General features: G+C 72.7%; 17 protein-coding genes. 6 read left to right on the forward strand and 11 right to left on the reverse strand.

Features of this window, described 5'->3' with window-relative positions; translation table 11 throughout:
- Positions 1–141 precede the first annotated feature (141 nt).
- Positions 142–1,470, forward strand: a complete 1,329-nt coding sequence (locus ACWC9R_RS08175) for a PucR family transcriptional regulator (RefSeq protein WP_450729553.1) — start codon at positions 142–144, stop codon at positions 1,468–1,470.
- A 72-nt stretch (positions 1,471–1,542) separates the two neighbouring features.
- Here the strand turns inward: ACWC9R_RS08175 and ACWC9R_RS08180 are convergent, their stop codons facing one another.
- Together ACWC9R_RS08180 and ACWC9R_RS08185 are read right to left on the reverse strand one after the other, a co-directional pair.
- Complete coding sequence (locus tag ACWC9R_RS08180; protein WP_450729554.1) at positions 1,543–2,415, reverse strand: class I SAM-dependent methyltransferase; 873 nt, start codon at positions 2,413–2,415, stop codon at positions 1,543–1,545.
- 60 nt (positions 2,416–2,475) lie between these two features.
- Positions 2,476–3,123 (reverse strand): TetR/AcrR family transcriptional regulator, encoded by a 648-nt coding sequence (locus ACWC9R_RS08185; protein ID WP_450729555.1) that lies wholly within the window; start codon positions 3,121–3,123, stop codon positions 2,476–2,478.
- A 514-nt stretch (positions 3,124–3,637) separates the two neighbouring features.
- On the opposite strand from ACWC9R_RS08185, the gene ACWC9R_RS08190 reads away from it, so the two are divergent.
- Complete coding sequence (locus ACWC9R_RS08190) at positions 3,638–4,453, forward strand: SAM-dependent methyltransferase (RefSeq protein WP_450729556.1); 816 nt, start codon at positions 3,638–3,640, stop codon at positions 4,451–4,453.
- A 106-nt stretch (positions 4,454–4,559) separates the two neighbouring features.
- On the opposite strand, the gene ACWC9R_RS08195 is transcribed toward ACWC9R_RS08190, so the two are convergent.
- Entirely contained in the window at positions 4,560–5,468 is a 909-nt protein-coding gene (locus tag ACWC9R_RS08195; RefSeq protein ID WP_450729557.1) for a helix-turn-helix domain-containing protein, read from the reverse strand.
- Positions 5,469–5,684: 216 nt separating this feature from the next.
- Positions 5,685–5,927 carry a DUF397 domain-containing protein gene (locus tag ACWC9R_RS08200; protein ID WP_450729558.1) on the reverse strand — a complete coding sequence of 81 codons (243 nt, stop codon included), beginning with the start codon at positions 5,925–5,927 and terminating at the stop codon, positions 5,685–5,687.
- A 195-nt stretch (positions 5,928–6,122) separates the two neighbouring features.
- Here ACWC9R_RS08200 and ACWC9R_RS08205 point away from each other — a divergent pair, with 195 nt between their 5' ends.
- The 3 genes from ACWC9R_RS08205 to ACWC9R_RS08215 all read left to right on the forward strand — a co-directional run bounded on the left by ACWC9R_RS08205 (position 6,123) and on the right by ACWC9R_RS08215 (position 8,408).
- The gene (locus ACWC9R_RS08205) at positions 6,123–6,632 is read left to right on the forward strand and encodes an ATP-binding protein (RefSeq protein ID WP_450729559.1); all 510 of its coding nucleotides are present in this window, start codon (positions 6,123–6,125) and stop codon (positions 6,630–6,632) included.
- Positions 6,633–6,739: 107 nt separating this feature from the next.
- Positions 6,740–7,669, forward strand: coding sequence for a LysR family transcriptional regulator (locus ACWC9R_RS08210; RefSeq protein WP_450729560.1), 930 nt, complete (start codon positions 6,740–6,742; stop codon positions 7,667–7,669).
- 76 nt (positions 7,670–7,745) lie between these two features.
- Positions 7,746–8,408, forward strand: a complete 663-nt coding sequence (locus ACWC9R_RS08215) for a TMEM175 family protein (RefSeq protein ID WP_450729561.1) — start codon at positions 7,746–7,748, stop codon at positions 8,406–8,408.
- 70 nt (positions 8,409–8,478) lie between these two features.
- Here ACWC9R_RS08215 and meaB read toward each other — a convergent pair whose 3' ends face one another.
- The 3 genes from meaB to ACWC9R_RS08230 are packed head-to-tail and all read right to left on the reverse strand — an operon-like array spanning position 8,479 to position 13,611.
- Positions 8,479–9,486 (reverse strand): methylmalonyl Co-A mutase-associated GTPase MeaB, encoded by a 1,008-nt coding sequence (meaB, locus tag ACWC9R_RS08220; RefSeq protein ID WP_450729562.1) that lies wholly within the window; start codon positions 9,484–9,486, stop codon positions 8,479–8,481.
- A 10-nt stretch (positions 9,487–9,496) separates the two neighbouring features.
- Positions 9,497–11,728 (reverse strand): methylmalonyl-CoA mutase, encoded by a 2,232-nt coding sequence (scpA, locus tag ACWC9R_RS08225; RefSeq protein ID WP_362601056.1) that lies wholly within the window; start codon positions 11,726–11,728, stop codon positions 9,497–9,499.
- Positions 11,728–13,611, reverse strand: coding sequence for a methylmalonyl-CoA mutase family protein (locus ACWC9R_RS08230; RefSeq protein ID WP_450729563.1), 1,884 nt, complete (start codon positions 13,609–13,611; stop codon positions 11,728–11,730). The genes scpA and ACWC9R_RS08230 overlap by 1 nt, the downstream gene beginning before the upstream one ends.
- A gap of 252 nt (positions 13,612–13,863) precedes the next feature.
- Here ACWC9R_RS08230 and ACWC9R_RS08235 point away from each other — a divergent pair, with 252 nt between their 5' ends.
- Positions 13,864–15,138, forward strand: coding sequence for a DUF4185 domain-containing protein (locus ACWC9R_RS08235; RefSeq protein ID WP_450729564.1), 1,275 nt, complete (start codon positions 13,864–13,866; stop codon positions 15,136–15,138).
- Positions 15,139–15,180: 42 nt separating this feature from the next.
- Here ACWC9R_RS08235 and ACWC9R_RS08240 read toward each other — a convergent pair whose 3' ends face one another.
- The 4 genes from ACWC9R_RS08240 to ACWC9R_RS08255 all read right to left on the reverse strand — a co-directional run bounded on the left by ACWC9R_RS08240 (position 15,181) and on the right by ACWC9R_RS08255 (position 18,684).
- Positions 15,181–15,582, reverse strand: a complete 402-nt coding sequence (locus ACWC9R_RS08240; protein ID WP_450729565.1) for a DnaJ family domain-containing protein — start codon at positions 15,580–15,582, stop codon at positions 15,181–15,183.
- 134 nt (positions 15,583–15,716) lie between these two features.
- On the reverse strand, positions 15,717–16,376 hold the full coding sequence (locus ACWC9R_RS08245; RefSeq protein WP_450729566.1) for a hypothetical protein: 660 nt from the start codon (positions 16,374–16,376) through the stop codon (positions 15,717–15,719).
- Entirely contained in the window at positions 16,373–17,980 is a 1,608-nt protein-coding gene (locus tag ACWC9R_RS08250; protein ID WP_450729567.1) for an ATP-binding protein, read from the reverse strand. Before ACWC9R_RS08250 ends, ACWC9R_RS08245 begins: the two co-directional genes overlap by 4 nt.
- Entirely contained in the window at positions 17,977–18,684 is a 708-nt protein-coding gene (locus tag ACWC9R_RS08255; protein WP_362601041.1) for a response regulator transcription factor, read from the reverse strand. Before ACWC9R_RS08255 ends, ACWC9R_RS08250 begins: the two co-directional genes overlap by 4 nt.
- Positions 18,685–18,765: the final 81 nt, after the last annotated feature.

Genomic DNA, 18,765 nt, shown 5'->3' on the forward strand with positions numbered 1-18,765 from the left:
CGAACGCCGGGACGAGTCAGGACGGCTGGGGAAAAGTCATCCAACGTCGAACATCTGTAGGGGTTCGGGCGGCTTCCTCGTAGCATGGCGACGAATGATCGCTTTCGCCATGGGGAAAGACACCGAGTCGGGAGGGGACGGGTGGAGACTTCCACAACGGTGCCGGATTCCGCCGCCGCGCTGCACGACGGCATCGACGCGCTCACCGACGAGGTCATCGACGGCCTGCGGGCCCAACTCCCCTCCTACGCGGCGGTGCCGGCGGACGTGCTCCGGCCCCGGGTGCTGGCCTCCCTGCGCAACGGCCTCTCGCTGGTGGAGCGCTGGGCCGAGGAGCGGCGGACCGCACGGGAGACCGGCCGTGACGACGTCCCGGCGAACGGCATCCCGGAGACCCATCTCGACGAGGTGAGCGCCCTGGCCCGCTCGTTGCCCGTCGAGGACATCATCTCGGCCTACCGGATCGGTACGGACATCGTCTGGCGGCGGTTCGGTGAGGAGATGACCGGCCGGGGCGGGACCGCCGAGGACCTGCTGCCGATCGCCGAGACCCTGCGCGCCTGGGTCGACGCCAACACGCTGCGGATCGTCCGCGGTTGCCGGGTCGGGCTCCAGGGCGACGACCCGGCGGCGGACCGCCGGCATGCGGCCATGGTGCGCGCCCTGCTGCTCGGCGAGGTGCGGTGGGACACGTCCCCGGCCGGCCCCGGGGCCCGGGGCGCCGCGTTCACCGGCGACGGTCCGGACGGTGGGTACCGGCCCGAGCGGCCCGCCGACGACGCGGCGGCGGGGGACGGCGCCTACGGGCACCGCACCCTCCGCCTCCCGTTCCGCGCACGACTGCCCGATGTCTCCCCGCCCGCCAGGCCGGACGGTGCCGCCGCGGACCACGCCGGACCCGGCGACCCTGCCTTCCACCGGATCGTCGGTCTGCTCCGTCCCTGGCTCGCCCTGGACGAGGCGGGCCGCCCCCTGGTCACGACCGTGGACGGGGACGTGGCCGGACTGCTGCTCGGGCGCCCGGCCGGGCTGTGCCGCAGTCTGATGCTGGGACTGGGTGCCCCGGTGCCCGCGTCCGGTGTGGCCACCGAATTCACCCGCGCCACCCAGGCGCTGCGGGCCGCCGCCGGATTCGGGCTCGTCGGGGCGTTCACCCGCGAGGAGCTGGGGCTGCGGGCCACGGTCGTGGCGCTGCCGGCCGTGGGGGAGCAGCTGGTACGGCTCCGGCTGGCGCCGCTGGCCGAACGGGGCGAGGACGGCGCCCAGTTGGAGGAGGCCGCGGCCGCCTATCTGCGGCAGGGGCTGCGTCTGGAGGCCGCCGCGCGGACCCTCTACGTCCACCCCAACACCCTGCGCAACCGCCTCCGCCGCTTCGAGGAGATCACCGGCACCAACCTCCGCGACCCGGCGGATCTGGCCGAGGTCTGGTGGGCGCTGACCCACCGCCGGTTCCACGGGCCGACGGGCTGAGAACGGAGGCCCGCGGACCCCGCCGGCCCCGGCGCCCGCGAGGCCCGGGACCGGACGGGGAGCTCCGCCGCCTCAGCGCTTGACCGCCCGCAACGCGTACAGCAGCGGGACGATCGGCTGCGACGGCGGCAGCCGCCACCAGCCGTTCTCGGCCGGGACCATGGTGTCGAACCGCTTCCAGGGCAGCAGCTCGGTCTCCCGCACCAGTTCGACGGTCAGCCCCGCGCCGATCACGGCGGAGATGACCTCCCCGAGACCGTGCCGCCACTCATAGCTCGTCGTGGCGCCCTGCACCGGCGGCCCGTCGGTGTACGTGCACGGCGTGTCGCTCCGGAGGGGACCACGGCCCCCTAAGTAGTCGTTCCGCAGCCGGAGATCCTGCTGGTCCGGGCCGCCGGCCGGGCCCAGCGAGTCGAGCAGCGGATGGAACTCGACCAGATAGAACGTCCCGCCGGGCCGCAGCAGTGAGCTGACGATGCCGGCCCAGGTGGTCAGATCCGGCAGGTAGCAGAGCGCCCCCTTGCCGGTGTAGATCACATCGAACCGCCGCGCACCGAGCGCCTCCGGGGCCCGGTGCACATCCGCCTGGACGAACTCCATGCTCCGGCCGGCCTCCGCGGCGAGCCGCCGGGCCTCCGCGACCGCCGCCGCGGAGAAGTCCAGCCCCACCGTGTGTGCCGCGCCCCGTTCGGCGAACGCGGCCGTCTCGGTGCCCAGATGGCACTGCAGATGCAGCACGTCCCGCCCGGTCAGCGCGCCGAGGTCGGTCCACTCGAAGGGCGCGAACCAGTCCTCGGCGGTGCGCGAGCCGTCCAGCCCGTAGAAGGCGCTGGCCACATGGACCGGGGTGCGGGCGTCCCAGTTGGCCTGGTTGGCCAGGACCATCTCCTCGGCGGTGGCCGGGATTCCCGTAAGGGGCGTCAGTTGACTCTCGTTCATGGTCATCCGTCCCTTCTACCCACCGGGCCGGGGCGCCCGCCAGTAGGGGACGGAGATCGGCTGCCCCTACCCCTCCTCGGCCGGTGTCGTCCACACCTCCCCGTCGAGGACGTTGCGCATCCCCACCCACACCATGTTCATCAGCCGCAGGGTGATCCGCTCCGGGGGCTCCTCGGGATGGAGCGCCATCCAGTCGGTCAGCGAGTCCGCCGCCCCGACCAGGGTGTACGCCACGAAGTCGGCCTCGTCGTCGGGGCAGGCGGCACCGGCGCCGTCCGCCCCGCAGGTCCGGACGAGCCCGGAGACCTCGCCGAGCAGCGCCCGCCGGGTCCGCGCCAGCTCCGCCGCTATCGCCGGGGTCAGCTCCGACGCCTGGCGGTGCAGCACCACCCAGCTGTCCGGGTGGGCGGTGACGAAGGTGAAGAACGCCAGCAGCCCGGCCCGCAGGCGCAGCTCGGGGGAGGGCGCGGGGCCCGTGGTGGCCCGGAACGCGGCCACCAGGCGCTCGGCCTCACGACGCAGGCAGGCGAGGAACAGCCCCTCCTTGGAGTCGAGATAGAGATAGACCATCGGCTTGGTGATCCCGGCGAGTTCCGCGATCTCGTCGACCGAGGAGGCGTGGTAGCCGCGCTTGGCGAAGACCCCGATCGCCGCGTCGATGATCAGCTGTTCCCGGACCGGCCGGGGGACGCGTCGCCTGCGTATATCGCTCATCCATGGAGCTTATCCCAGCATTACTCGTGGGTAAGTTTACGTCGGGGTCAGGTTGTTGGCGGACGGAGTCGCTGGTCCGGGTCGTCTTCGGCAGGTGTAAAGCGGGGTGACGGTGGTAGGCGCCCTCATGCAACGCTCCCTTCCGCAACGGCAGTTGTCCGGGTGGCTGCCGAGGCGGCCGGATGCGGCCGGGTCCGAGATGTTCCTGGGCGGGCCCGGACCGCGCGGGGGCGTGCCCGGCGTTGGGTGTCGCCGGAAAAATGGAACGGGCCGCCGCCTGTGAGTGGCGTGGCGGCGGCCCGTACCCCCGCGTCGGCCGGCCTCTCGCCCCCGTCCGATCGCGCCTTATGGCGTCCCGACAACTCTCAAAGGACATCGGGGAACACGGCCGCTCGTCCGCAACAACCGCCCTCCGCTAGGTATGTTGGGGACTGCGGGGCGTGGTCGTACAATCACGCAACGATCGGCCGCTGCCCCCTGGCTGATGGCTGCCGAAGCGACGGGAAAGTGTGGAATGAGCCAAGAAACGCGACCGCAGTCCAGCGCCGTCGACGTCAGCATCCCGAGTGTGGCGCGGATGTACGACTACTACCTCGGCGGCAAGGACAACTACGCCGTCGACCGCGAGGCCTGCGACGAGCTGAGCAAGGTCGTACCGAGCACCCAGGTGCTGGCGATCAACAACCGGCGCTTCCTGCAGCGGGTGGTCCGCTGGCTGGCCCGGGAGCACGGCATCCGGCAGTTCGTCGACCACGGATCAGGCCTGCCGACCCAGGACAACGTCCACCAGGTCGCCCAGCAGGTCGACCCGAAGTCCCGGGTGGTCTACGTCGACAACGACCCCATCGTGCTGGCCCACGGCCGGGCCCTGCTGGAGGAGAACGCCAACACCGCCGTCATCCAGGCGGACATGCGGGACACCGACGGCATCTTCGGCAGCCCCGAGGTCGAGCGGCTGATCGACTTCGACCAGCCCGTCGCCGCGCTGTTCGTCTCCGTGCTCCACTGCATACCGGACGCCGACGACCCGGCCGGTCTCATCAAGCGGGTCGCCGACCGGCTGGCGCCGGGCAGCTTCCTGGTGGTGTGCCAGCTGGTCAGCGAGGACGCCGCGACCCGCGACTTCGTCACCGAGTTCATGCGGGTCTCCACCCACGGCCAGTGGGGCCGGGTACGGCAGGCGCACGAGCTGGCCGGCTTCCTGGACGGCCTGGAGATCCTGGAGCCGGGCCTGGTGGAGGTCTCCACCTGGAAGCCGGACGCGGACATCGGGCCCAAGCAGCTCACCCAGGAGTGGATCGAGTACGGCGGCGTGGCCCGCAAGTCGTAGGACCCGCCGGGTGGATGCCCCGTCGGCCGGATGCCCCGGCCCACGGGAGCGGGGCGGGGCACCCCGGTGGGTACCCCGCCCCGCTCGCCGCGCCGGCGCCGTGCGCTCAGCTCTCCTGCTTGAGCAGTCGCTCCAGGATCGTCACGGACTCGCGCGGCGACTCGGACTGTGCGCTGAGCCGGTCCATCACCGCGAGGTAGTGGTCCACGTCATCGCGCTTGTCCAGATAGAGCGCGCTGGTGAGCTGCTCCAGATAGACGATGTCCGGCAGATCCGGCTCCAGGAAGCGCAGGATCGTGATCGGACCACCGGCCGCCGCCAGTCCGCCGAGGCTGAACGGCGCGATCTGAAGCGTGACGTTCGGCAGCTCGGTCATCTTCAGCAGATGCCTGAGCTGCCCCGTCATCACCTCGGGGCCACCGAGCGGGCGGCGCAGTGAGGCCTCGTCGATCACCGCCCACACCCGCGGCGCGTCCGGGACGGTCAGCAGCTCCTGACGCTGGACCCGCAGCCGCACCCGGCGCTCGATCTCCTCGGGCGAGGAACGCGGGTGGCCGAGCTGCGCCACCGCACGGGCGTAGTCCGCGGTCTGCAACAGGCCCGGCACGAACTGGACTTCGTAGGTGCGGATCACGGAGGCGGCCTCTTCGAGGCCGATATGCGTCTCGAACCAGCCGGGCAGCACATCGCCGTACTGGTGCCACCAGCCGGGGCTGCTGGTCCGGCGGGCCAGGTTGAGGAAGTCGTCGCGGACCGCCTCGTCCGTGACGTGGTAGAGCGTCAGCAGATCGGCGACATCGCGCTCCTTGCAGCTCACCCGGCCCAGTTCCAGACGGCTGATCTTGGCGTGTGAGCCGCGGATGGCGTCCCCGGCGGCCTCCCGGGTGATGCCCGCCTCTTCCCGCAGCCGGCGGAGCTGGGTGCCCAGCACGATGCGCAGGACGGTCGGGCCGCCCCGGGGGTGGTCGAGATAGCGGCGCAGGGACGGACCGCTGCTGGGCTGCGCGGCACTCATGCCGAAACCTCGCTTCGCCGGGCCCCGCGTTCGCGAGGCGCGCACCTCTTCACGTGTCTCCCCCGACCTCCGGCCGAGGAGGTTCCCCTGCGGCGCTCGCTCATCCTGACTCCCCTGGGTGGTCGGGCGAGCGCCCAGTGTCCCATCGCGCCAACTCCCCGTACAGCCGGGGGGACTATCCGGTCGACATATGCGCCACTCGTGGCCGCCTCCGCGTCAGTCCGTGCCGACGAGATCGTCGAAGTCGCCGTCCTTGGCGCCCTGGACGAAGGCCGCCATCTCGGCGCGGGTGTAGACGAGTGCCGGACCGGAGGCGAACCGGGAGTTGCGCACCGCCACTCCGCCGTCCGAAAGAACCGCCAGTTCAACGCAGTTGCCACTGGGGTTGCTGCGGCGGCTCTTGCGCCAGACGGCGCCTTCGATGCTGGTCGCCTGCATGCCGTTGCTCACCGACTCCATCACGACTGCTCCCTTGCTGGAGGGCATTCCTCCGACCGATGCCGGGCCCGCGCTCACCTTGGCGTGATCGAGCCCCTGGGGCGCCGTCCTTACCGATGTAATTGCAGATGCACTTGCACCGGGCGACGACTGCCGAGGATATTAGCCCTCCGAGGCAGTCCGGCCCAGCCCGAAATCCCCTTCGCGGAGATGGTGATGACCACACATCCGGCAGAGACCGTGCACGACGCGCTTCGGGAGGAACCCTGTGAGGACGTGGGGTGGCTGCCCGCCCCCGACGGATTCGCCGCCTGTGCCCTCAGCAGCTCCGCACGCACGGTGCCGGAGGCCCGCCGCTTCACCCGGGCGACCCTCGAAGGCTGGCAGGTGTGTGCCGGTCTCGCGGACGACGCGGTGCTGGTCGTCTCCGAACTCGTCAGCAACGCCCTGCGCCACGGCTTCCGGGAGCCCGGCCCGGACGGGGAGGACGCCGCGGCACCCGCACCCTTCTGCAACGCCTGGCTCGCGCTGACCCGGCAGGAGACCACCGTGCTGTGCGCGGTCTCGGACGCCGGCCCCGGCGCGCCCGTCATCCGGCCCCGCAGCGACCTCGCGGAGTCCGGGCGCGGCCTGCAGATCGTCGACACGCTGAGCGAATCCTGGGGCTGGACGCCCCCCGACCGGTCGGGGAAGACGGTCTGGGCGGCGATGTCGGTGCGCGGCTGAGGTCCGCCCGTACGGTGCCCCGGGCCCGCCGGTGGAGCGGGCCGCGCGCCTGCCGTGTGTGACGATGCGCGGGTCACCGTCACCCGAGCGGAAGGCCCGCGACACCGATGGACCTGCTGTCCCTGCGCTACTTCCGGGCGGTCGCGCGCCGGGAGCACATCAGCCGGGCCGCCGAGGAACTACGGGTGGCCCAGCCCTCGGTGAGCCGGACCATCGCCCGGCTGGAGGCCGAACTGGGCGTACCGCTCTTCGACCGGCACGGCCGCGCCATCCGGCTCAACCGCCATGGCGCGGCATTCCTGACCCGGGTCGAGCGGGCGCTGGACGAACTCGACGACGCCAGGCGGGAGTTGGCCGACGCGGCCGGGCTGGACCACGGCGGGGTCGCCGTCGCCGCCGAGACCCTGCTGCCCCTCACCGAGCTGCTGGCGGGATTCCGCGCCGCCCACCCCGGGGTCACCATCCGCTGCTTCCAGTCCACCCCCGAGGCGATGCGGGAACAACTGCGGTCCCGGGAGGTGGACTTCTGCGTCGCCTCGCAGCCGCTGCCCGGACCCGGTCTGGGCGCGGTGCGGCTGTTACGTGAGGAGGTGCTGCTCGCGGTCCCCGTCGGGCACCGGCTGGCCGGCCGGGACCGGGTCACGGTCGAGGAGCTGGCGGAGGAGGCCTTCATCACCACCCGGCCGGGCCACTGGCAACGGGAGCTGCTGGAGCGGCTGTTCGCCGGAGCCGGCCGCCGCCCGGTGATCTCCTGCGAGGGCGACGAACCGGGCGCCACCCACTTCCTGGTCGCCGCCGGTCTCGGCATCGGCCTGATGCCCGCCCTGGCCCGCGCCGAACTCGCCTCGGTGCCGCTCGCCTGGCTGCGCCTGGACGCCCCCGGCTGCGAGCGGACCCTGAGCCTGGTCCGGCGCGAGGACGGCTACCTCGCCACCGCCGCCGCGCGCTTCCGTGACCTGGCCGTCGCGCACTTCGCCGAACGGGGGCGGCGCGCCGTCGCGGGCGTCGAGAGCGTGCCGTGGCCCGGCCGGAGGTGACCGGGGAGTGCGGCGGCTCAACATCTCCAAGGGATCAATCGGAATATTCCGGGGCGACTGATCCTAAAGTGGCGTGATGAACGGTGGCCGGAAGCTCCAGAAGCTACGGGACGACGAGGGGAGCGCGGACCGGCTCCTTGCCTTGTCCGACGGCGTGTTCGCCATCGCGATGACGCTGCTGGCGCTGGACATCGCGCTGCCCGACGGGCTGGACTCCGCCGGATTCGCGCAGGCCCTGCGGGACGTGATGCCCAAGGTGTGGGCGTACGCGCTCAGCCTGGTGGTCATCGCGGCGTTCTGGCGCGGCCACTACCAGCTCTTCCAGTGCGTACGGGAGGTGGACGGGGCGGTCATCAGGCTGGTGCTGTTGGGCCTGGGGCTGGTTGCCCTGATGCCCTTCCCCACCACCCTGCTGGCCGAGTACGGGGACCTGCCGCAGGCGGTGGCCGTCTACTCCGGCGCCGTCGCGGTCATGGGGGCGGTCCAGCTCGCGCTGACGCTGGTGCTGTGGAAACGGCCGTGGCTGGCGAGCGAGGCACTGCCCGACCGCATCGTGCGCAACGACGTCATCGACCTGGCGGGGACGGTACTGGTCTTCGTCACCGCCGTACCGCTCGCCTTCGTCTCGCCGACGGACGCGAAGCTGTGGTGGGCGGTGCTGATCCCGCTCCGCGCGGTGACCGGCAGACGGGACAGACGGCTGCGCATGGAGGCGCAGAGGGGTGCGGACAGCCCCTGAGGGCACTCCTTCCGGACGTGCGCCTGCGTGGCGAGGCGTGTCCGGAGGGAGTGCCCTCAGGGAGGTCCGTCTAGTCCGCCGCCGGCCCGTTCTCCGCCAGGCCGAACGCCGTCAGCAGTTGTTCGGCGGCCAGCGTCGCGGTGATCTCGCCCGCCCGCACCGCACGTTCGACCCCGGGGCCGACCCGGCGCACCTCGGGGTGTTCCTGGAGCCGGTCGATCAGCCGCTCGCGCACCATCGACCAGGTCCAGTCGACCTGCTGGACCCGGCGCCGCTCGGCCAGTGCCCCGGAGGACTCCAGCAGCGTGCGATGCTGCTCGACCCGCTCCCAGACGCCCTTCAGGCCCGTGCCCTCCCGGGCGCTGCAGGTGAGCACGGGTGGTGTCCAGGCGGCGTCCTGGGGCTGCAACAGCCGTAGCGCGCCGGAGAGTTCGCGGGCCGCGGAGCGGGCGTCGCGCTCGTGCGGACCGTCGGCCTTGTTGACGGAGACCAGGTCCGCCAGTTCCAGCACGCCCTTCTTGATGCCCTGGAGCTGGTCGCCGGTGCGCGCCAGGGTCAGCAGCAGGAAGGTGTCGACCATGTTGGCGACGGTGGTCTCGGACTGGCCGACCCCGACCGTCTCCACCAGGATCACGTCATAGCCGGCCGCCTCCATCACCACGATGGACTCCCGGGTGGCCCGCGCCACCCCGCCCAGCGTGCCGGACGTCGGGGACGGCCGGACGAACGCGGCCGGGTCGGTCGCCAGCCGCTCCATCCGGGTCTTGTCGCCCAGGATGGAGCCGCCGGTACGGCTGGAGGACGGGTCGACGGCCAGCACCGCCACCCGGTGCCCCATCCCGGTCAGCAGCGTGCCGAGCGCGTCGATGAAGGTCGACTTGCCGACGCCCGGCACCCCGCTGATGCCGACTCTGCGGGCCGCGCCGGAGTGCGGCAGCAGTTCGACCAGCAGCCGCTGGGCCGCCGCCCGGTGGTCCGGGCGGGTGGACTCGACCAGGGTGACGGCGCGGGCGATCCAGGCGCGGGAACCCGCCCGGACCCCCTCGGCGTACCGTTCGACATCGATCGTCGCAGGCATGACCCCCCGCTCAGAGCTCGTGGCCGAGGGCCGACGCCAGGTCCCGCACCAGATCGTGGGCGGCCTCGGGAATGACCGTGCCGGGCAGGAAGACCGCGGCGGCGCCCATGTCCCGCAGCGGCTGCACATCCTGCGGCGGGATCACCCCGCCCACCACGATCGTGATGTCCTCACGGTCCTCGGCGGCCAGTGCCTCCTTCAGCGCGGGCACCAGGGTCAGGTGTCCGGCCGCCAGCGAGGACACCCCGACGATGTGGACGTCCGCCTCCACCGCCTGGCGGGCGACCTCGGCCGGGGTCTGGAACAGCGGGCCGACATCGACGTCGAAGCCCAGGTCGGCGAAGGCCGTGGCGATCACCTTCTGGCCGCGGTCATGGCCGTCCTGGCCCATCTTGGCCACCAGGATGCGCGGCCGGCGGCCCTCCGCGCGCTCGAACTCGGCCACCAGGTCCCGGGTGCGCTCCACGCCGGAGGAGGGGCCCGCTTCGTCTCGGTACACACCGGAGATCGTACGGATCTGGCCGGAGTGCCGTCCGTAGACCGTCTCCAGTGCGTCGGAGATCTCACCGACCGTCGCCATCGCGCGGGCCGCGTCCACCGCCAGCGCCAGCAGATTGCCCTCCAGCCCCTCGCCGGGACCGGCCTCGGCCGCCGCGGTGAGCGCCCGCAGCGCCGCCTGGCAGGCGTCCTCGTCCCGCTCGGCGCGCAGCCGCTTGAGCTTCTCGATCTGCTGGGCGCGCACCGAGGAGTTGTCGACCTTGAGGACCTCGATCTCCTCGTCGGTCTCCACCCGGTACTTGTTGACGCCGATCAGCGCCTGCCGCCCCGAGTCGATCCGCGCCTGGGTACGGGCCGCGGCCTCCTCGACGCGCAGCTTGGGGATGCCCGCGTCGATGGCCTTGGCCATCCCGCCGGCCGCCTCGACCTCCTCGATGTGCTGCCAGGCCCGCTGCGCCAGATCGTGGGTGAGCTTCTCGATGTACGCGCTGCCGCCCCACGGGTCGATGACCCGGCAGGTGCCCGACTCCTGCTGCAGGAACAGCTGGGTGTTGCGGGCGATCCGGGCGGAGAAGTCGGTGGGCAGCGCCAGCGCCTCGTCGAGGGCGTTGGTGTGCAGCGACTGGGTGTGGCCCTGGGTGGCGGCCATCGCCTCCACACAGGTGCGGGTGACGTTGTTGAACACGTCCTGCGCGGTCAGCGACCAGCCCGAGGTCTGCGAGTGGGTGCGCAGCGACAGGGACTTGGGGTTCTTCGGCTCGAAGCGCTGCACCAGGCGCGCCCACAGCAGCCGGGCCGCGCGCAGCTTGGCGATCTCCATGAAGAAGTTCATGCCGATCGCCCAGAAGAACGACAGGCGCGGTGCGAAGGAGTCCACGTCCATGCCCGCCTCGATGCCCGCGCGCAGGTACTCCACCCCGTCGGCCAGGGTGTACGCCAGCTCCAGGTCGGCCGTCGCGCCCGCTTCCTGGATGTGGTAGCCGGAGATCGAGATGGAGTTGTAGCGCGGCATCTTCTGCGAGGTGTACGCGAAGATGTCGGAGATGATCCGCATCGAGGGCTGCGGCGGATAGATGTAGGTGTTGCGGACCATGAACTCCTTGAGGATGTCGTTCTGGATGGTCCCGGCCAGCTTCTCGGGCGGTACGCCCTGTTCCTCGGCGGCCACGATGTACAGCGCCAGCACGGGCAGCACCGCGCCGTTCATCGTCATCGACACCGTCATCTTGTCCAGCGGGATGCCCTCGAAGAGCTGCCGCATGTCGTAGATCGAGTCGATCGCGACGCCCGCCATGCCGACATCGCCGGTCACCCGGGGGTGGTCGCTGTCGTAGCCGCGGTGCGTGGGCAGGTCGAAGGCGACCGACAGGCCCTTCTGGCCGGCCGCGAGGTTACGGCGGTAGAAGGCGTTGGACTCCTCGGCGGTGGAGAAGCCGGCGTACTGCCGGATCGTCCAGGGCTGGTTGACGTACATCGTCGGGTACGGGCCGCGCAGATACGGCGTGATGCCCGGGTACGTCCCCAGGAAGTCCAGGCCGTCGAGGTCCGCCTCCGTGTAGAGCGGCTTGACGTCGATGCCCTCCGGGGTCTCCCACGTCAGATCCGCCACGCCCTTGCCGGTGGCCTGCTGGACGGCCGCGGCCCACTCCCCGGTGTCACCGGCGGCGTCCGCCGTGACCGGGGCGCCCAGCTCGACCGTGCTGAAGTCCGGGATGGCGCCCGCCTGTTGTGTCGTGTCGTTCATCACGCCACCTCCATGACATCCAGGGCCGAGGACAGCACCTCGACCGCGTCGCAGCCCGTGAAGACGAAGGAGTCCACACCGGCCGCTGCGAATTCGTCCCGCCGCTCGCCCGGCTTGCCGGCCAGGTGCACCCGCAGCGCCCCCGCCGACGTCAGCGCGGCCGCCACCGCAGCCGCCTGCTCGCCGTACACCGTGTCGCTCGCACACAGGCAGGCGACCTGCGCGCCGCTGCGGGCGAAGGCCTCGGCGGCCGACTCGGCATCCACCGGGGCGGGCTCGGTGACCGTCTCGATGCCGCCCGCCTGGAACAGGTTGGCGGCGAAGGCCACCCGCGCGGTGTGCGTGGCGACCGGGCCCAGCGCGGCGAGGAAGACCTTCGGGCGGGCGCCGTGCGCCGCCAGATGAGCGTCGGAGCGCGCCCGCAGCCGCTCGAACGCGTCGTCCCTGCGCACCCGCGGCAGCCCTCCGCCGATCGGCGCGGGCGCCGGCTCGCGGTGGACCGGCGGCTCGGCGAGGTGCGGGAACTCGCTGACCCCGGTGACCGGTTCGCGCCGGTGGGCGAGGTCAGCGGTCCGGCGCTCCCAGGTGTCGGCCAGCCGGCCGGCGATCATCCCGGAGCGCAGTGCCGCGGCCTGGCCGCCCGCCCCCTCGATCTCCTGGAACCACGCCCAGGCGGCACGGGCCAGCTCGTCGGTGAGGCTCTCCACGTACCAGGAGCCACCCGCCGGGTCGATCACCTTCGACAGGTGCGACTCCTCCAGCAGCACGGACTGGGTGTTCCGGGCGATCCGGCGGGCGAACGCGTCCGGCAGGCCCAGCGCGGCGTCGAACGGCAGCACCGTCACCGCGTCGGCGCCGCCCACTCCCGCGGACAGCCCGGCGACCGTGGTGCGCAGCATGTTCACCCACGGGTCCCGACGGGTCATCATCACCGTGGAGGTGACGGCGTGCTGACGCTGCGCCGACGCGTCGGGGGAGGCCCCGCAGACCTCGGCGACCCGCGCCCACAGCCGGCGGGCCGCGCGCAGCTTGGCGATCGTCAGGAACTGGTCAGCGGTGGCGGCGTAGCGGAACTCCAGCTGCCGGCAGGCGTCGTCGATGCCGAGACCGGACTCGGTCAGCTGCCGCAGATAGGCGACACCGGTGGCGAGCGAGGTGCCCAGCTCCTCTGCGGCCGAGCCGCCCGCCTCGTGGTACGGCAGCGCGTCGACGGCCAGGGCCCGCACACCGGGTGCGTCGGCGGTGCAGCGTGCGGCCATCCGGGCGGCCGACTCCAGCTGGACGCGCAGCTTGGCGTCGTCACCCGTACGGGCCAGCAGCCCGAGCGGGTCGGCGCCCAGGCAGCCCGCCGCCTCGCGCAGCGGCGCTCCGGACGCGGTGTACAGCCGCAGCAACTCCTCGGCGGCCGCCGCGAAATCGGCGCCCGCGTCCAGCACCACCGCGGCCAGGTCCAGATAGACCCCCTGCAGCGCCCGCTCCAGACCGGTCACCGGCACCCCGCCGTCGCCGACGGTCAGCCAGACCGAGGTGACGCCGTTCTCCAGATCGGCCAGGACCGACTCATTGGCGCGCTCGGGATCGGTGTGGACATGGCGCTGGCGTACGTCCCACCCGGCGACGGTGGTGCCCTCGGGCCGCCCGGCCCGTACGAACGGGGGGAAGCCCGGATGGCCCAGGGCGGCCGTGCCGTCCTCGGCGGTATAGAGCGGGCGGACGCGGATGCCGTCCTGGAGGTCGGTGGCCAGCGCGTCCTCGGCGGCGTCGCCCGTTGCTTCTGCGGCGCCCGATTTGCGCAGCACGCCTTCGACGAGACGCTGCCACTGTGCGCGGTCGGCATCCGGGAAGGCTGCGGCCAGGGGGAGTTCGGGGGACTCGGCGGTCATGGCAGCAGGCTAAGCGAACGACCGTTAGCTGGAGCAGGGGCTCCAGCTGTGACCTTGCACTCGTTGACCAGGCAGAAATGTTGATATCCATGGGCCGGATGGGGCAGGTGGGGCGGGTCGCCCGTATCACGAGGAGTCGCCACGGGGATCGCGGGACGCGTCGGCCGGGGGCGTCGGCGCAGGTTCAGTACGGTGGGCGCGGCACCCTCCCCCAAGCTCTTAAGGAGCAGGGGGTACCCCCAGAGGAGCGCGATGCCCAAGGCGCCGACGACCCGGACTGTGACCGCCGCCACGCTCCTGCTGGCCGTCGCCGTGCTCCTGTGGGCGCTGCCGTGGTCCGTCGGACCGGGTCGCGCGGCGGACTGCACCGGACGCCGGATCGCCTCCTGGGCCGCCGATTCCCGGCATACCGCCGAATTCACCCGATACGGCAATGACAACACCCGGACGGATGACTGGACCGGCGGCGACGGCACCCACTCGGTGCGGCTCCCCGACGGCCGGACGCTGTGGCTCTTCTCCGACACCTTCCTCGACCGCGTGCAGAAGCCGCCCAACCCGCAAGGGGAGAACCGCCGTTGGCGCACCGCAGACACCGGCGGCACCCCGTACCTGCGGCACAACTCCGCCGTGGTGATGTCCCGTTCGGGCCGTCTGGAGCGCACCCTGACCGGCGGCACCGCGGCCGCGCCCGGACCGTTCTTCCCCGACCCGCCCGGCGGCGGCTGGCGCTGGCCGGTCCGCGCGAGCGTGGAGCCCCGCGGCCCGGGATCGGCCGAGAAGGTGGTCCGGGTCCTGCTGTGGAACCGCACCCCCGGCACCGGACCGTGGATCTTCGGCGTGCCGCACGGCACCGAGGTCGCCACGCTCTCGCTCCCCGGCCTGCGCCTGGAAGGCATCACCCGGACCGTGGGCCCGACCTCGGCGGACCCGGGCCGGCGGGTCCTCTACGGCGCGGCGGCGGTCCGCGACGGCGGCTGGACCTATGTCTTCGGCAGCGACGACCCGCCGGCGTCACCGGCCTCCCGCGCCTATCTCGCACGGGTCCCGGCCGGGCGGCTCGGGGACCGCGGAAGCTGGCGGTTCTGGGACGGGGCCCACTGGCAGCGGCGGGCCGGACGGGCCGCGCCGGTGCTGCGGGACGGCGGCCGGCGCGGCGTGGGCAGCGCCTTCACCGTCGTCCGCGACGGCCCCGCCTGGGTGCTGATCACCATGGACACCGGGGGCGGCGGCGCGGCCGGGATGCGGTCCCTCACCAGCTACTGGTCCTGCTCACCCCACGGCCCCTGGCACGGACCGAACGGCCGGCTCACCCCGCCCCGCCCGCCGGCCCCCGACCCGCAGTACGTCGCCGCCTACAACCCGCAGGCACACCCCGGACTCACCGCGGACGGCTCGCTCGTGCTCAGCTACGACATCAACTGGCTCGGCCCGCCCGGCGTCCCGGCCGACCCCCGGCTCAACGGCGATGTGGACCTGTACCGGCCGCGGTTCCTGCGGGTACGGCTGGGCCCCACTGGGCCGTGACCGCACGGCGGGGCCGCCGGCCGGGCGGCCGGACGCCCTCGTTCAACTCCCGTGCCGCTCACGCCACTCACGGGCGGCCGCGTCGATGTCGAACGGGACGAGGTTCAGCGGAGGGCCTTCCAGCGGGGTGCGCAGCGCCGCGCTGATGCGCTCGTTGACCGCCGTCAGGATGCGGCGCAGCGCCGCCTCGGTGGGAGCGGCGGCCGCGGCCTCCCGGGCCTCCTCCGCCTCCTTGCGCAGGGCGAGGGACGGCGGCAGATAGGAGAGGTGCTCCCGGTGCACCTTGTCCTTGAGCCACCACATCTCGTCATACGGCTGGTCGAGGTGGGGGAGCGGCTTACCGGCGCCCTTGAGGCCGGCGAACTCGCCGCGCTCCGTCGCCTCGCGGATCTGCCTGTCGACCCAGGTCTCGAAGGTGACACCGGGGGGTTTGCGCTCGGTCATCGCGTGCGTCTCCCGAGGTTCGGGGCCGGTCGGCCGCTTCTCCGGACGGGGTGCGGGCAGGACCGCACCCGCCTTCACGGTAACGCGGAGCCGGGGCGCGACGGGGCGGTTCACGACGGGCGGTCCGCGGCGGTTCAGCCCGTCGGGCCCGGCTGCGGACCGGAGCCGCCGGTGCCGCTCCCGCCGCCGGTGCCGGATGCGGTGCCGGTCGGGCTCGGCTCGACGACGGGAAAGGCGTTGTTGCCGCCGCACACCATGGGGCCGATCCGGTCGGACTTGCTCACCAGCGTCACGGCGACCTCCTCGGACGGCTTGTTCCCCGGCACCCGGGCGTTGGCCGCGGTGCACACCAGCTGGTTCAGCGACCCGGAGTCCAGCCGGGTGGCGACCACCGGCAGGGTGATCACCACGGCGCCCTCTCGGGGCTCGGCGCTCGGCACACCGAGGGACTTCGGCAGGACACTGGTCAGGCCGCGCATCCGCTCCGCGTGGTTGGGGCCCTTCATGAGCAGCTCCAGGGCCTGTTCCGGGTCGACCGGGGTCTTCGCCGGCCGGGTCGCGGAGCGCAGCCCGGAAGGACCGTAGAAGAACAGCTGGACATCGGCCTCGGGCTGGCCCGGGGACCGCACGCCGGTGGCCGGCTCCCCGGCGTCGATGACATCGGTGGGGGCGATCCCGCAGCCGGCCAGCGCCCCGGACAGGGCGCAGGCCAGTGCCCCGGTGACGGCACCTCCCAGGACGAGCCGCCGGGCCCGCGCCGTACGCGGGGTGTGCCGGACGTCGCTGACGCTCATACGTGGCTCTCCTTTCCGGGCTTTGCGGCCTCGGGGTGTGCGTCGCCCCGGTCGTCGTCCGGTGCCTGCTCGGTCTCCCACGGGCCGTCCGGTGCGTCCGTCGCCCCCTCGGCCGCCGTGTCGTTCGTCCCGTCGTGGCCCAGCGGCAGATCCACCGTGAACACCGCACCGCCCTCGGGGGAGTTGGCGGCCCGCATGACGCCGCCGTGCAGCCGTACGTTCTCCATCGCGATGGCCAGCCCCAGGCCGCTGCCCTCCGAACGGGCGCGGGCGGAGTCCGCTTTGTAGAAGCGCTCGAAGACATGCGGCAGGACCTCGGGGTCGATCCCGGGCCCGCTGTCGGAGATCTCGATCAGCAGCCGCTCGGCGTCCGGCTCGGGGGCGTGCAGCCGCACCCGGACCGGCTCACCGCCGTGGTGCAGGGCGTTGCCGACCAGGTTGGCGACCACCACGTCGAGCCGCCGTGGATCGAGCCGGGCCCGTACGCCGGCCGGCAGCTCCGCCGTCACCCGCTTCTGCCAGGCCCTGGCCTGGAGGGTCTTGCGGATGGTCTCGGCGACGTCCACCTCGTCGAGATGGAGCGCCGCGGCCCCCGCGTCGAACCGCGAGACCTCCATCAGGTCCTCCACCATCCGCGCCAGCTTCCCGGTCTCCTGGCTGATCAGCCGGACCGCGGAGGCGGTGTCGGGGTCGAGGGAGTCGGCGTCCTCGTCGAGCACGTCGGTGACCGCGGACATCGCCGCGAGCGGGGTCCGTAGCTCGTGCGAGACATCGGCCGCGAACCGGCGGGCGTTGGACTCCAGCCGGCGCAGCTCGGCCATGCTCTCCTCCAGCCGGGCCGCCATGTCGTTGAACGTCCGGGACAGGTCGGCGAGTTCGTCGCCGCCCTTGACCTCCAGCCGGGTGTCCAGCTTGCCCTCGGCGATCCGCCCGGCGGCCTGCCGCAGCCCCCGTACGGGCCGGAGCACCCCGCGCGCGGCGAGCAGCGCCGGGATCACGGTCAGCACCAGCACCGGCAGCGCGCCCCGCTGGGCGGCGCTCACCAGCGCCTCGACATTGGACTCCTCGGCGTACAGCGGGAGCTGGGCGTACACGGACAGCGCGGAGGCCTCGCCGTCGGACTGCCGTACCGGCATCCCGATCAGCAGCCAGGGGTCCCCGCCCCGGTCCACGCGCTGGAAGACCGGCACATGGCGCTTCTCCACCGACCCCTTGAGGCCGGCCGGGATCTCGACGTCACCGCGCAGACTCCCGTCACCGCTGTCGCGGACACCCCGGTAGTGCACCGAGATGTCCCAGTCCCGGGACTTGCCGGAGCGCTCCAGCTGGACCCGGAAGGAGTCCAGATCGGCCTGCGACGGCGGCACCGGCAGCTCCGGTGCCAGTGAGTTGACCTGTGCCCGAAGATCGTTGACGGCGATGTCCTGGGAGCGCTGGAGGATCGCGTTCCGGGCCTCCTGGTAGGTGAGCAGCGCGGTGGTCAGCGCACTGACCGCGGCGACCACCAGGAACCCCACGACGAGCCGGGCCCGCAGCCCACGCAGCAGCTGGGCGTTCCCGCGCCGGAGACGGGGGAGGTCCGCCCAGCGGCGGGGGCGCTTCACAGGGGCCCGAAGCGGTAGCCGAAGCCGCGCACGGTCTGCACGTAACGGGGGCTGCGCGGGGTGTCCTCTATCTTCGTCCGCAGCCGCATCACACAGGCGTCCACCAGCCGCGCGTCGCCGTGGTAGCTGTGCTCCCAGACCTGCTCCAGCAGCTGCTGGCGGCTGAAGACCTGCCCCGGGGTGGCGGACAGGAACAGCAGCAGTTTCATCTCCGAGGGGGCCAGCGCCAGGTCCTGGCCGCCCTTGCCGACGACCAGCCCGGCGCGGTCTATGGCCAGTTCACCGTAGGTCTCGACCGGGGCCGGGCCCGGCTCGGCGGCGGCCGGGGTGCCGTCGGCCGGCAGCGCGGTCCGGCGCAGCACCGCGCGGATGCGCGCTTCGAGGACCTCGCCACGGGCGGGCTTGACGATGTAGTCGTCGGCCCCGGCCTCCAGTCCGAGCACCACATCGAGATCGTCGCCACGCGCGGTGAGCATGATGATCGGGAGCTGCCGGTCGGCGCGGATCAGCCGGCAGACCTCGAAGCCGTCCTTGCCGGGGAGCATCAGGTCCAGCAGCACGATGTCCGGGCGGAAGCCCGGCAGGACGTCGAGGCCCTCCTCGCCACTGGCCGCGGCGGCCACTTCATGGCCGCGCCGCCGTAGCGCGAGGGTCACTCCGTCCCGTACGGCGGCGTCGTCCTCGATCAGAAGTACACGTGGCATGGGGTCCAGTATCAATAAGTTTCATGATGGATCGGTAACAGGAGCAGCCTGTCCGGTCCCTGACGCATCTGTCCCGGTGCA

The sequence above is a fragment of the Streptomyces sp. NPDC001219 genome, from assembly GCF_053597915.1.